The organism is Pedobacter sp. V48 (genome assembly GCF_000523515.1).
Taxonomy (GTDB): domain Bacteria; phylum Bacteroidota; class Bacteroidia; order Sphingobacteriales; family Sphingobacteriaceae; genus Pedobacter.
This window is the reverse complement of the sequence record NZ_AWRU01000019.1, coordinates 83,369-97,308: the sequence shown is the minus strand read 5'-3', so window position 1 is coordinate 97,308 and position 13,940 is coordinate 83,369. Positions and strand designations below refer to the sequence as shown.

At 39.7% G+C, this 13,940-nt stretch carries 15 protein-coding genes and 1 tRNA gene; 10 read left to right on the top strand and 6 right to left on the bottom strand.

The features are described from left to right. Window positions 1–149 precede the first annotated feature (149 nt). The 3 genes from N824_RS16745 (at window position 150) to N824_RS16735 (ending at window position 5,688) form a co-directional block, all read left to right on the top strand. Window positions 150–1,778, top strand: coding sequence for a sodium/sugar symporter (locus tag N824_RS16745; RefSeq protein ID WP_048906299.1), 1,629 nt, complete (start codon window positions 150–152; stop codon window positions 1,776–1,778). 42 nt (window positions 1,779–1,820) lie between these two features. After that, a complete protein-coding gene (locus N824_RS16740) occupies window positions 1,821–2,693 on the top strand; it encodes an inositol oxygenase family protein (RefSeq protein WP_048906298.1) in 873 nt (290 codons plus the stop codon). A gap of 172 nt (window positions 2,694–2,865) precedes the next feature. Then, entirely contained in the window at window positions 2,866–5,688 is a 2,823-nt protein-coding gene (locus N824_RS16735) for a carboxypeptidase regulatory-like domain-containing protein (protein ID WP_048906297.1), read from the top strand. A gap of 53 nt (window positions 5,689–5,741) precedes the next feature. On the opposite strand, the gene N824_RS16730 is transcribed toward N824_RS16735, so the two are convergent. Both N824_RS16730 and N824_RS16725 read right to left on the bottom strand, forming a co-directional pair. After that, window positions 5,742–5,815: transfer RNA gene (locus tag N824_RS16730), tRNA-Asn, on the bottom strand. A gap of 135 nt (window positions 5,816–5,950) precedes the next feature. Further along, the gene (locus N824_RS16725) at window positions 5,951–7,069 is read right to left on the bottom strand and encodes an epoxide hydrolase family protein (RefSeq protein WP_048906296.1); all 1,119 of its coding nucleotides are present in this window, start codon (window positions 7,067–7,069) and stop codon (window positions 5,951–5,953) included. 336 nt (window positions 7,070–7,405) lie between these two features. Between N824_RS16725 and N824_RS16720 the strand changes: the two genes are divergently transcribed. From N824_RS16720 to N824_RS16715, 3 genes are all read left to right on the top strand, one after another. Further along, a complete protein-coding gene (locus tag N824_RS16720; RefSeq protein ID WP_048906295.1) occupies window positions 7,406–7,906 on the top strand; it encodes a DUF6597 domain-containing transcriptional factor in 501 nt (166 codons plus the stop codon). Further along, window positions 7,869–8,012, top strand: coding sequence for a helix-turn-helix domain-containing protein (locus N824_RS38500; protein WP_084498367.1), 144 nt, complete (start codon window positions 7,869–7,871; stop codon window positions 8,010–8,012). Before N824_RS16720 ends, N824_RS38500 begins: the two co-directional genes overlap by 38 nt. 73 nt (window positions 8,013–8,085) lie before the next feature. Further along, a complete protein-coding gene (locus N824_RS16715) occupies window positions 8,086–8,511 on the top strand; it encodes a VOC family protein (RefSeq protein WP_048906294.1) in 426 nt (141 codons plus the stop codon). A gap of 200 nt (window positions 8,512–8,711) precedes the next feature. Here N824_RS16715 and N824_RS16710 read toward each other — a convergent pair whose 3' ends face one another. Both N824_RS16710 and N824_RS16705 read right to left on the bottom strand, forming a co-directional pair. After that, window positions 8,712–9,002, bottom strand: coding sequence for a hypothetical protein (locus N824_RS16710; RefSeq protein ID WP_048906293.1), 291 nt, complete (start codon window positions 9,000–9,002; stop codon window positions 8,712–8,714). A gap of 45 nt (window positions 9,003–9,047) precedes the next feature. After that, complete coding sequence (locus tag N824_RS16705) at window positions 9,048–9,293, bottom strand: hypothetical protein (RefSeq protein WP_052334172.1); 246 nt, start codon at window positions 9,291–9,293, stop codon at window positions 9,048–9,050. A gap of 181 nt (window positions 9,294–9,474) precedes the next feature. On the opposite strand from N824_RS16705, the gene N824_RS16700 reads away from it, so the two are divergent. The 4 genes from N824_RS16700 to N824_RS16685 all read left to right on the top strand — a co-directional run bounded on the left by N824_RS16700 (window position 9,475) and on the right by N824_RS16685 (window position 13,281). Beyond that, entirely contained in the window at window positions 9,475–9,828 is a 354-nt protein-coding gene (locus tag N824_RS16700; protein ID WP_084498366.1) for a transposase, read from the top strand. Then, a complete protein-coding gene (locus N824_RS16695; RefSeq protein WP_048906292.1) occupies window positions 9,821–10,804 on the top strand; it encodes a transposase in 984 nt (327 codons plus the stop codon). The genes N824_RS16700 and N824_RS16695 overlap by 8 nt, the downstream gene beginning before the upstream one ends. Before the next feature lie 336 nt (window positions 10,805–11,140). After that, entirely contained in the window at window positions 11,141–11,875 is a 735-nt protein-coding gene (locus tag N824_RS16690; protein ID WP_161662330.1) for a hypothetical protein, read from the top strand. Window positions 11,876–11,880: 5 nt separating this feature from the next. Continuing rightward, window positions 11,881–13,281, top strand: a complete 1,401-nt coding sequence (locus N824_RS16685) for an RtcB family protein (protein WP_048906290.1) — start codon at window positions 11,881–11,883, stop codon at window positions 13,279–13,281. A gap of 28 nt (window positions 13,282–13,309) precedes the next feature. Here the strand turns inward: N824_RS16685 and N824_RS16680 are convergent, their stop codons facing one another. Continuing rightward, window positions 13,310–13,777 carry an HD domain-containing protein gene (locus N824_RS16680; RefSeq protein WP_235207160.1) on the bottom strand — a complete coding sequence of 156 codons (468 nt, stop codon included), beginning with the start codon at window positions 13,775–13,777 and terminating at the stop codon, window positions 13,310–13,312. Continuing rightward, window positions 13,777–13,914, bottom strand: coding sequence for a hypothetical protein (locus N824_RS34375; protein WP_235207159.1), 138 nt, complete (start codon window positions 13,912–13,914; stop codon window positions 13,777–13,779). The genes N824_RS16680 and N824_RS34375 overlap by 1 nt, the downstream gene beginning before the upstream one ends. Between the last annotated feature and the right edge of the window lie 26 nt (window positions 13,915–13,940).

Here is a 13,940-nt window from a genome sequence, read left to right as displayed (position 1 = left end):
TAAATAAAATGCCCGCTTAATCTCAGATTTAATATTTTTATATACAGCTTTGATAAGTAAGACCACCCTAAGGTTTTGCTTTTAACCAAATGTAATATAATTAATTTAACTCATTTATATGAGGGAAACTGATTTAGCGCAAACCAAATATGAATCATCTTGACATCGCCGATTATGTAGTTTTCTTTATTTATTTTATTGCGATAGCCGCCTATGGCTATTACATTTATCATAAGAAAAAAACTACATCCAGTAGTGCGAAGGATTTTTTCCTGGCAGAGGGTTCACTTACCTGGTGGGCTATCGGGGCATCACTGATTGCTTCAAATATTTCTGCTGAGCATTTCATTGGGATGTCCGGCTCCGGCTTTGCACTGGGTCTTGCGATTGCTTCTTATGAGTGGATGGCAGCCGCAACACTGATCATTGTGGCTATTTTTATCATCCCGGTATACTTGAAGAACAAGATCTTTACCATGCCGCAGTTCTTATCAAAGCGGTATAATGATCAGGTAAGTACCATTATGGCTGTATTCTGGTTGTTGGTGTATGTTTTTGTGAATCTTACGTCTATCATTTACCTGGGGGCATTAGCCATCTCCTCTATATCACCCATCAGCTTTGAGTGGAGTATCGTGGGGTTAAGCATCTTTTCCATGGTAGTCACTCTAGGGGGAATGAAAGTTATTGGCTATACCGACGTGATCCAGGTTTTGGTCCTGATCTTTGGGGGTTTGATTACGACTTATCTTGCCCTTTCTTTACTTTCCAGGGAATATGGATTTGGCGAGGATATTTTTAAGGGCTTGTCTATCTTAAGAAAGGAGGCTCCAGATCATTTTCACATGATATTTGATTCATCTGATAAATACTATAAGGAACTGCCGGGGTTATCTGTACTAATTGGTGGCATGCTGATCAACAATCTGGCTTACTGGGGCTGTAATCAGTACATCGTACAGCGTGCATTAGGTGCCGATTTAAATACGGCACGTAAGGGTATTTTATTCGCAGCGTTTTTAAAATTACTAGTACCGGTAATTGCCGTCCTTCCAGGAATTGTGATGTATGTGCTTCATAATAAAGGCTTATTTGTTACGGAGATGTCGGATGCGGGTGTATTGAAACCTGATCATGCTTATCCAACCTTGATGAATTTATTACCGGCAGGTTTAAAAGGTGTGGCATTTGCTGCCCTTACAGCGGCCATTGTTGCTTCATTGGCTGGTAAAGCAAACAGTATATCCACAATTTTTTCGCTTGACATTTATAAAAAATACTTCAACAAAACAGCTTCTGACAAAAAGATGGTTAATGTTGGCCGATGGGCGGTTGTGATTTCAATGCTGGTTGCAGCGATTGTAACACCATCCTTAAAATCACTTGATCAGGCTTACCAGTTTATCCAGGAATATGTGGGCTTTATTTCACCAGGAGTACTGGCCATATTCTTGCTGGGCTTTTATTGGAAACGCACAACAACTGCGGCAGCTATGACGGGAGCATTGATTACAATTCCACTTTCAACTGTGTTAAAGTTTCTTCCTGTTTGGACAAATGGTGCTTTCCCGGATTATCCTTTCCTTGACAGAATGGCTATTGACTTTGTAGTCATTGTGATCCTGATGATTATGATCAGTTTGAGTAAGCCTCAAAAAATTGCCAGCGAAAATGCAATTGAAGTAGACACCTCCATGTTTAAGATCAGCACTAGTTTTGCCATAGGCTCTATTCTTATTATGGGCATACTTACTGCTTTATATACAGTGTTTTGGTAAAAACAAATAGAATAAATAATTAACTATAAAAAATTAAGCATTATGAAAGAGTCAAGAAAAGAGGACCTATCTCCGTTGTCTAGCCTCGATGTGTGGGAGGACGATGTATTAAAAAGATACCCGGAGCCCGGTGTACCTGAAAAAAAGAAAGAAGAATTTAGAAATTACGATAGTCCGGAAAATGATTCAGTACGCGAATTCTATCGCTTGAATCACAAGTACCAAACCTATGGCAATGTACTTGCAAAAAAAGCTAACTTTTTACAGTTTGATAAAAAAGAGATGCCATGGTGGGCCGCAATGGAATACCTGAATACATTAATTGATGATTCAGATCCTGACACATCACTTGATCAGTTACAACATCTATTGCAAACTGCCGAAGCGATTCGTGCCGACGGCCATCCGGATTGGTTTGTTTTAACTGGTTTTATACATGATCTTGGTAAAGTGTTATGCCTTTTTGGAGAACCTCAGTGGAACGTTGTTGGCGATTCCTTTCCTGTAGGCTGTAAGTTCTCAGATAAAATTGTGTATCCCGATTTCTTCTCAGCAAATCCTGATAACACAGATGAACGGTATAACACTAAATATGGTGTATATACGCACCAATGCGGACTTGATAATATCCATATGTCATGGGGACACGATGAGTATCTGTACCACATTACTAAAGATTACCTGCCGGAACCCGCTTTGTACATGATTCGCTACCACTCGTTTTACTCACAGCACCGTGAACACGCTTACGATCACCTGTTAAGCGCTCACGATCAGGAAATGTTTAAATGGGTTGACAAGTTTAACCCTTACGATTTATATTCGAAAAGTCCTAAGCCTCCCGTTGTATCAGAACTTAAACCTTATTATGAAGATCTGATCGCCAAATACTTACCAGCAACGGTTAAACTTTAAACCAGCTGGTAAGTTATTAAAAGAAGGTATCCAAAAAGACGTGTATTAAATAGTGCACGTCTTTTTGGATACCTTCTTTGTTTTAATCCGGATCGCAATCGTCTCTTTTAAAAAAGATTGTGTATCAGTATCTTTATAAGAGATTAACTCATCTTAACCAGATACTGGAACTATGAAAACTAAGGCTGTTCATGTTATAACAAGTATTTTTATTTGTGTCCTGCTTAATCTTTTCAACATTTCACCAAGCTACTCTCAGGTACTTCCCAAACAAAATCTAAGTCAGATCATTGCTAAGCTTAATACACAAAACGACAGTCTTTCTATAGAAAAACTTTACTTGCAAACTGACAAACCATCTTATCTTGCCGGAGATACCTTGTGGTTCAAAGCCTATTTACTGAATGCCTCCTTTCTAACCTACTCTAATAAAAGCGGAGTACTTTATCTGGAACTTTCAAATGACAGCAACCGACTTATTCAGCGAATTATGGTACCTGTAAACCATGGAATGGCATATGGTTATATAGGATTAGGTCAAGATCTAATGCAAGGAGGATATAGGTTAACAGGATACACCAATTGGATGAGAAACTTTGGAGAGCGTTACCTTTTTAAGAAACATTTTTATGTTAGCACTGATGCCGGATCAGAATGGCTGATCAATTATAATGCACATTTAATAAAGGACAGCAACAAGGACAAAATTGAGATGGGGTTGAAGATCACTCAGTTTGACAAAGCTCCTGTAGGATTAAGAGAAATGCAACTGAGTGTTACGGATGGAAGAAGAACATGGTTTAAAGACAAAGTTGAAACCAGTTTAGACGGCGCTTTAACGTTAGGTTTCGATTTGCCCGAAAAGACATCGACAAAAAATATCTCATTGGATGTGCAGGATTTACGCAAAAGTCAGGGTAGTCGCAAGATTTCGATCCCTGTTATACTAAACCGGCCAGAAAAAGTAGACCTCCAGTTTATGCCCGAGGGCGGAAAGCTGGTTGCAGGCCAGCAAACTAATATTGCGTTTAAGGCCTTAAACGAAGATGGATACGGAGCAGCTGTATCAGGCAAAATTTACAACAACAAACAGCAGGAAATTACATCTTTTACAACTACACATGCAGGAATAGGTATTTTTAATCTCTTACCTGAAAATACTGAAACCTATACAGCCAGAATACAATTGCCCGATGGGAAATACCAGACCTATCAGCTTCCATCTGTTGAAAGTAGCGGCATAACCTTAAATGTAAACAATCGATTTAAAAGTGATTCTTGTGATATAGCGCTTACACCTACATCAGACCTCATTGCTGCCGATCAGACGTATTACCTAATTGGCATGGCCAGAAATGTAGTTTGCTGGGGTGCATTTGTTAAATTCAGTAAAGGCCAGCTTAAATTCACTATAAATAAACAGGTCTTTCCAAGTGGTATAGTTCGCCTCATTTTAGTGAATGAGAACAAAATCGGCCTGAATGAGCGCATGTTTTACAACGATCACGATGATCAGCTGAATATCCAATTGGAATCAGATAAAAGCGATTATCAGCAAAGAGACAGCATTTCTTTAAATGTTAAAGTAACTGACAATAACGGGAAGCCCATACAAGGCAGTTTTTCCCTTGCAGTAACAGATAACGGACAGGTAAAAAAAGACAGTATTGCAGAGCATTCAATAGTAAGCTACATGTTATTAACTTCTGACTTAAAAGGCAATGTAGAAGATCCCGGGTATTACGACGATGCTGCAACTCATCTCGAAAAATGGCAGCATCTTAATCATTTGCTAATGGCACAAGGTTGGCCAGGTTACGATTGGGGCGCGGTCTTTAAGCCAGCTAAACCATTCGTCTATCCTAGTGAAGAAGAGTTTTTAATAAAAGGCAAAGTAACCAATGCCTTCAATAAACCAGTCGCTAAATCTCCAATTACATTATTCTCAAAAAAACCGCTACTTGTGCTAGAGAGTATTACTGATGATAATGGAAATTTTACTTTTAAGGGAATTGCTCCAATTGATACCCCTGCTTACTTTATAAGCGCTAAAAGCAAGAGGGGAAAAAGCTTTAATGTGGGCATTGAAATGGATGAATTTAAAGCCCCTGTTTTCCTTCCTGTTACCAATTCGATCGTCCCATGGTTTGTAAATATTGACACCAGCACCTATTTAACTGTTAATAATCGGGTGGCACTAAAAAAAGAACAATTACGGGTAACCGGAGGTAATTTGCTTAAGGAGGTAGTTATTAATGCAAAAAAGGTCATCAAAGATTCCAAAAACTTAAATGGTCCCGGTGGCGCAGATGTCATTATTGACGAAGAACAATTGAAAAAAGCAGGCAGAACCACCCTCGGGGATCTGCTGAGTAAGAATGTTAAGGGATTCGGGGTAAGACCCGACAAAACGGGCCAACTCCATTATAGAGTACACAGTATGTTTGTCCATCTGGTTATCGACGGTGTAAATACAGAATTTTTTATTTTGCCGGAAACACCAATATATCAGTACCTAAAGGACATCTTTGATTACTACGATGCTGAAGAAATTAAAGGAATCGAGGTAATGGTAAGTGGTAGGTATCAAATGAGGTATACTAGTGCCTATCTCAAACCCATGGATATACCATGGGATCATGCCTTTATTGAAGTAACTACCCGCGGCGGAAAAGGGCCATTTATGAAAAAGAGTACTGGTACTTATTTGTACAAACCCATGCCTTTTATTACCCCAAAGGAGTTCTATAGTCCTAAGTATGCTGCAGGCAGCATTACTGATATGTCTGATATACGCTCAACAATATATTGGGCACCAAATATTATCACGGATAAGGACGGGAAAGCAACAATTGGCTTCTATGCAGCAGATAACCCTGGAACTTACACTGTGCTAATTGAAGGAGCCGATCTACAAGGACACCTGGGCGTTAGGAGAAAACAGATCATCGTTAAAAAATGTCAAGATTGCCCAGCACCACTGATAGCTCCATAGATATATTCCACAAAAAAGCCCATTTCAATTAAGAAATGGGCTTTTTAATTCTGCTCCCTCTGCTGGGCTCGAACCAGCGACCCTCTGATTAACAGTCAGATGCTCTAACCAGCTGAGCTAAGAAGGAGTCTGGCCTTCCAAAAACGCTTCTTGTCCGTCGTTAAGGACGCATAACCTATTCGTTTTGGGAATGCAATATTAGGGATTTTAATTATATCATACAATACTTTTCCTAAAATGTTATCTCTTTCATTGGCACCTACTAAGCAATACTGTAAAAGAAATCTCTTAATTCTTCCGCAAAAACATCTGGCACCTCCAGAGCTGCAAAATGCCCTCCTTCCTTCATTTTCCTAAAGCTAACCACATGCACAAAACGTTCTGCCCATTCTTTGGGGAATTGCGCTTCTCTTGGGAATAGGGCCACACCCGCGGGCACATTACTTTTCCGCAATGGTTCTGCGCCGCTCCATTGAGCTATGGCATCCATTTTGTACATCCTAACAGAAGTAGCTATGGTTTGCGTTACCCAATAGATCATAATGTTAGTGAGCAGTTCATCCCTTCCACCAAACGCCTTTTCTAAAATCTCAGGAGAAGCTCCAGCATTGCCGAAACTGAGTATCCAGGCGGCTAGTGCAACAGGTGAATCGTTTAAACCGTAGGCTAGCGATTGTGGTTTGGTAGATTGTACCATAGCATATGCACCTTCGGTGTACCACCACTGTTGCACAAATTGCGCAAATTGCTTTTCGGCTTCCGTCATGGTATTGGGATCCTCCTGTCCCATAGGATAACCAACATCTGTAAAATGTACCCCAGCAACTACTTCTGGATATTTAGATGCCAAGGCCTTAGTAACGCTCATACCTACATCGCCTCCGGCTGCATAAAATTTATGATAACCAAGATTTTCGGTCATCAATACTTTCCATAAATCGGCTACTGCTTCATTGGCGACTGCAATTTTTTCAGAGAATCCGAAGCCTGGAATGGATGGGATGATCAGATCAAAACTTTGATCGCCTTCGGTTAGTAGTGGGATGATTTTGTGAAAACGATAATAACTATCCGGCCATCCGTGGGTCAACAGAAGGGGCCTGGAATCTTTGCCTTTGCTCTTGATGTATTGAAAATGAATTTGTACGCCATTTACATCTGCAGTATATTGCGGGTATCTATTAAGCTCCGCTTCTTGTTTGCGCCAATCGTACTTATTGATCCAATAATCTACTAATTCTTTAAGATAAGTTTCACTTGTGCCAAAGTTCCAGCCCGAGCCTTCTGCTTCACCCGCCCAACGGGTATTTTTTAAACGATCTTTCAGATCATCCAACACTGACGGAGGAACCGATAAATTAAATGTTTCTAGGTTTTTCATGGTGAGGTCTTTTATGGTTTGCGAATGACAAATTGCAGTTTGTTAAAAACATATATTCATGGTGGTGTTCATGTTTATATCTTATTCTGAATGTGGCTATTATATCAGGTCTTCTCCTTTCATTAATTGCAAATTGCTAATAACATTTTAATGTTTAAAGTTTTTGTTAGAATTTAGGAAGGTTATGTTATTAGAAGTTTTTTAAACATATTTATGGTATAGAGCATCATTTAACCTAAGATGTCGCTTTTTTTCAGTAGCTTTTATGAGCGTTTCTTTACATTTATCTAGCGGCTGACCAGCTATTTCAGCTCTAATTAAAGTTGGATCAATCCTATGAAGGCAAAAATTTTATCTCCCAACGAGACTGTTTGTGAATATGTTACCGAGATAATGGTAATGCAGAACGACCCTGGCGTTAAAATTTCCTCTATGCCGATATTTGCTTACGGTGTACCGTACCTTATTTTTAAAACGAAAAAAGGGATACTCGGCACAAAAAACACGGGTTACCTAACGCTTTTCGGACAAACGATCACTCCCACATATCTGACCATTGAGGATGATTTTATAATCATTGTTTATTACTTCAAACCTTTTGCATTACTCACTTTATTTAGGACTTCTGCAAAAGAGTTAACAGATAACCCAACAGATCTGCTACTTGTAAACAGCAGATATGGAAGGGAACTTCAGGAGAGACTGCTAAATTCAGTATCTGTAAACGACATGATCGAGCTGTTGGACCACTATATTTACAGCTTAATCGTTGAATCAAAAGTGCAAACCCAATTGATCTATGCTACCACGAGATTTGCTTACCGAAGTATCATTTGACCTTGGTTATTCAGATCAAAGCCATTTCATAAGATCATTTAAGGAATTTACAAACCTTACGCCCAAAGAATATATAACGAAATGGCTAAAACCGCACAAAATGTGATTTTGTCGGAACTGTTCTATTTTGCTTTTGCAGACGATCCTAGTTTTGTTATATAAAAAAATGAATAACGAATATGACAAAACAAATTTATCCATGCTTATGGTTTGATGGTCAAGCCGAGGCAGCAGCAACATTTTACTGTGGTATATTTAAAAATTCAAAGATCACGTCTGCTAACCCTATGGTAGTAAATTTTGAACTGAACGGTCAGCGGTTCACAGGTTTAAATGGCGGACCTGAATTTCGGTTCAATGAAGCGATTTCGTTTACCGTAGATTGTGACAATCAGCAGGAGATCGATCATTACTGGAACTCATTGATCGCCGACGGTGGCAGCGAGGGAAGATGTGGTTGGCTAAAAGACAAATTTGGTGTTTCCTGGCAGATAGTTCCTTCGAACTTAGCGGAATTATTGAGCGATCCGGCTAAAGCGGAGAAGGTAATGCAAGCATTTTTGAAAATGAACAAATTCGACATTGCGACTTTAGAGAACGTCTAACTTTACACTCCAACTATTGAAATACCTGTAATGCTAACCATAAATAGCATTACAGGCATTTTTTTTNGGCGAGCCGGAAATGGTGCTGCCGATTTGGCCTTCCATCGCTTATTTTTTGTAGCGAAGGCCAAAGCGGCAGCGGGTTATTTATTGATATTATGGTGCTTTTTTACAACATCACTCATGGTGGCATCGATCGGTTACTTACCTGCTTCTAAAGTTTTTAGCTTTCCCTCCAACTCCGATAAGCCGGCCTTCTGTAAAAATTCCACCACTTGCTGCTTTAGCTCACTGCTGCTTTCTTTTGGAAGTATAGCAAGTAGCTCTGACAACATCCCGTCCGTAGCTTGTATCCCCTCTAAAATTACCTGGCTTAATAACAAGATCTGCTTCCTGCTGATCTTTAGATCCACCTTCACATGCTCGTTCATCCACGGAACACTTAACAAAGCGTCATAGATAAGAGTCCCCTCTGTTTTTGTTGTCATCATCTCGTTTTTTAATTGTTCAACCTCACCCAACAAAATTACAGATCACTATACTGATCCACAGGTATAGAATTTATACCTGTAAAGACTTTGGGCAGGTTGACCCTTAGTTTCGATGATCTCTCGGGTCGTCTTAACTGTCCAACGACGCCGTTTAATGCATAAAGCGACTTTTTGACCGCGGATCGGAAAATCCTGGATACTCACCTCTGGAAAGAATACTTTGGACTCAAGGTCTTTGTTTGTATAGCCATCAGGGGCTATATTTTTCTCTTCAAGGTAGATATTCAACATCTTACCTTCTTTTTCTACTTTGTGTTAGTTCAAAATAATCCAGAATGCCTTCTGGTAATAATAAACTGATAAGGGTTTCTGCAGCTGCGCTCAAAATGAAAATTGGGATCAAGCGGAATTCTTGGGGGGAAGAAAATAATTTCTTTCTTTTGCCATTGTAAATCAAACGACAATTTTCATTTTGAGCGCAGCTGCAGAAACCCTTATCAGTTTATTATTACCAGAAGGTATTCTGGATTATTTTGAATTAACACAAGTAGAAAAAGAAGGTAAGATGTTGAATATCTACCTTGAAGAGAAAAATATAGCCCCTGATGGCTATTCAAACAAAGACCTTGAGTCCAAAGGATTCTTTCCAGAGGTGAGTATCCAGGATTTTCCGATCCGCGGTCAAAAAGTCGCTTTATGCATTAAACGGCGTCGTTGGACAGTTAAGAAGACCGGAGAGATCATCAGCAGGGATTGGGATTTAGTAAGAAAAGGGGCACGAATGACGACGGAATTCGGTCTTTTTTTAAAAGGAATATTTGGATAATCATCCAATCAGCTGTTACCATTTAGGTCATTACTTTCAGGTAGAGGGCAAACAACTACAGGAACAATACAAAGAGCATATCAGTGATTACAATAGTTGGGAGCAAAAAGATCATGCAGACCAGTGGATGTTGTTTACAAATAATATCAGTCCATATTTGAGTATCGACGAGACTGCTTTATCCAATGGAGAATTGTATACCATCATCACCAATAAGACTGCAAAAGGTCGTAAAGGCGCTATTGTGGCAATGATCAAAGGTACAGTAGCCGAGGATATTATCGCCGTACTGAAGAAAATACCCGAAAGGCTTCGCAAACGAGTACAGGAAGTCACCATGGATATGGCTGCAAACATGCAGTTAGCGATTAGGAGATGTTTTACCAATGCGCACAGGGTTATCGACCGTTTCCATGTTCAAAAGCTTGCTTATGATGCTGTACAGGAATGCAGGATCAAATATCGCTGGGAAGCTTTGGATGCAGAAAATGAAGCGATTAAACAAGCAAAGAGAGATAAAACCATCTTCCGTGGGGAGGTGCTTTCCAATGGAGATACGCTAAAGCAATTGTTGGCCAGAAGCAGGTATTTGCTATTCAAGCACCATAGCAAGTGGACGCAGGTTCAAAAAAATCGGGCGGAACTACTCTTTGAGCGATATCCAGAATTAAAAAAGGCTTATAAATTATCTCTCAGATTAGGCGAAATATTTAAGGTATGTAAAAGCAAGGAGCAGGCATTTAAAAGACTGGCATTATGGTATAATGATGTGGAAGATTCCGCAATTGAAGCATTCAGAACAGTATCCAGATCCATACAGGCTCATTATTTATCTATTCTGAATTTCTTTACTAATAGATCAACGAACGCCTCTGCTGAATCATTCAATGCAAAGGTCAAAGCTTTCAGGGCAACTTCCAGAGGGGTAAGAGATGTCAAATTCTTTCTGTTCAGACTTTCTAAAATCTATGCTTAAAATTTCTTCCCCCCCAAGAATTCCGCTTGATCCATTTTTTTATTCTGCATGGATTAAAAAAAAATCTATCTTTGCATCTAATTCCTGATTTGTTAACCTTTAAATATCAAGGAATCATGACAGAGCATATCTACATATCGACCCCTTCGCTCATTGCCTAATTAGGCAGTCAAACCCCTGTTTTAATAAATAATTAAGCGGTTGCATGAGTAACTTCTGCATTGTTTTGTCTGCCTAAATTTTATAGGATTTTTCTGAGCACTTTTAAAAGGGTATATCCTTAGATAAGGATGAACTGAGATCAGAAATCAATTCAAGAAAAATTAAAATGAAAGTGTGATGCACACACATGAATGGTCGTGCCGCATTAAATCGGTACGTCAGAAAAAACGGCTTGTTAAAACAGATCGTGATAAGCAGTTGATCAAGCTTGATCAACTGCGTGCAGAACTTTGGCAACAAAAGAGGCTTTTGCCACTGGTATCATTAGAACATCCTTATCAACGTGGCTGGAAACGTTTTTTTGTACTTCAAGAAGATTTAAAACATAGTCCAAGGATAGCGTTTTACGAAACACTGCTTGCGAAGATAAACACGGTTGAATACCATTACGATAAATCGTTTAAACGGAAGAGGCGACGTATAAAGCGCTATGAGTACGAAGTGAAACAACAACTATTGCGTGAGTTTTCCACTTATAGCTGGCATGCTAACAACGTGAATTTAACCGACGACGAAAAGGCTTGCTTTACCTGCGTTGAAACCTTTGATGTTAAAGCCAGGTGCACAGACGTAAAATACGTATTTACCGAACCTTGGCGATATAGGTTAAAAGTTACACCGCACATGGTTACGCATGTAAAGTTGATGGATGTAGATATTGAAAGGGAGCTATCATTTATAAATAACCATATTGATAATCATAATCTGGAACCACGCATCAACTTGCTAACGCGAGGTAGAGGGTACCACTGGGGCGGCTGGTTTTACGAGCGCGATAAATACATTAACAAAATTAAAAACATATCCAGGTACAGCCCAAAAGAAGCTTACCTGGAATTAGAAACATAACCCACATGGGCAATTTAAGAGCAAAAGATTTAAGTAAAATAGGGTATCATAACGATCAGCTGCGAAGCCTTGTTATTGGCATAGCCTCAAAAAATTTCAAACACCACAGTAAGCAGGAATTGCTTGATTTGTTGGTGAAGATTAAGAGCGATCCAGAAGCATTTTTGGATAATGAACTGACAAGTAAAATAGCTGAGAAGGTGATTGGCAAAGTTGAAGTGCCATCGTTTAAAACTTATGAATTACGTGACGAACCAGTATTCTGTAAAACATATGGCAGTAAGGGTATTGAGCACTCAGCCAAAAAGCAAATGGAGCTTGCCAGGCTGTTGCCAGTGAGTGTACAGGGGGCATTAATGCCTGATGCGCACATGGGGTTTGGCTTACCTATTGGCGCTGTATTGGCCACAGATAATGCAGTGATCCCATATGCCGTGGGCATGGATATTGGTTGCCGAATGGCGCTTTCTATCATTGACGAAAGTGATGGTTTTATAAAAAGGTTTGAATACCAAATCAAACAGGCCTTAAAAAATCATACCCATTTTGGGATGGAAGGTGGCTTGGATATTAGGCAGGAACACGAGGTTTTAGATAGCCAGGTGTTCAATGAAATACCTTTTTTGAAACCATTACGTGGTAAAGCAGTAAGGCAATTAGGTACATCGGGTAACGGTAACCACTTTGTGGAGTTTGGCGAAATCGAGTTGTTGGCTGGTAATACCTTAGGATTACCAGCCAAAAAGTATATGGCTTTATTAACACATTCCGGAAGCCGTGGTTTAGGTGCGGCCATAGCTAAGCACTATACAAAACGAGCTATGGATAGCTGTAAGCTGCCAAGGTATGCACAACAACTGGCCTGGCTGGATATTAATAGCGAAGCAGGCCAGGAATACTGGCTTACTATGACACTGGCTGGTGATTATGCTAAAGCTTGTCATGAACGTATCCACCAAAACTTGTTAAAAGTATTAGGGTTAAAGACGCTCTACGTAGTGGAGAACCATCACAATTTTGCCTGGAAAGATAAATTGATTAATGGTAAAGAAGTGATCGTACACCGTAAGGGCGCTACACCAGCGCATAAAGGTGAACTGGGTATCATTCCCGGCAGTATGACAACACCAGCTTACCTGGTGTCAGGCAAAGGAAGCAACGATGCATTATACTCTGCATCGCATGGTGCAGGCCGTGCTATGAGTAGGCAAAAGGCTAAGGATAGTATGACCGTGTCAGCCATGAAAAAGCTGCTTTCTAATGCGGATGTTACCTTAATTGGGGGGACGGTTGAAGAGAACCCTTTAGCTTATAAGGATATTGAAGCCGTTATAACTGCACAGCACGATTTGGTTGATATTCAAGGTAAATTTTATCCGCGTATTGTTAGGATGAATAAGGAGTAGTAATGAAACAGGCTTAGCAGCAAGTTTTTCAAATTGTGTCATGCCCTTTTTGTAAAATTCCCTCTTCTACGCTATTATCAATCAGATTTTTAGCGTAATTCCACAATACTTGTGATCCTTCATTAATGATGCTCTTCTTTTCTATGACCTTCTCGTAGGGTATATTAAATTCTTTCCAGGTGCCCCCGTTGTTTGATTTGTTTTGGAGCAATGGCTCGAATCGATCCATTGCACGGGCGAATTCAGATTCCGCGGTTTCACCTGTTTCAAATTCCTTCCAAATTAAGATGAGTTCATCAGCTTGTTCAGACGGCAGCAAGCCAAATATCCGCTTGGCTGCCGATAATTCAGCTTCGGTATTTGTGTGACTTACAGAGGTATCATACAAAAATATGTCTCCGGCATCAATTTCTACCAAATCATGGATCAATAGCATCTTTATGACCTTTAAGAGATCGATTTTTTGGTTGCTGTGTCGAGACAAGACTACAGCCATTAAAGCGAGGTGCCAGCAATGTTCCGCATCATTTTCCGTACGATTGCTATTGAAAAGGCTGTTTTACGCTGTATATATTTTACCTTATCGATTTCGTGAATGAAATCAATCTGTTTTTGAAGTTGCTCAATGTTCATGTTTCTTGGTTAGGCAATGCAAATAT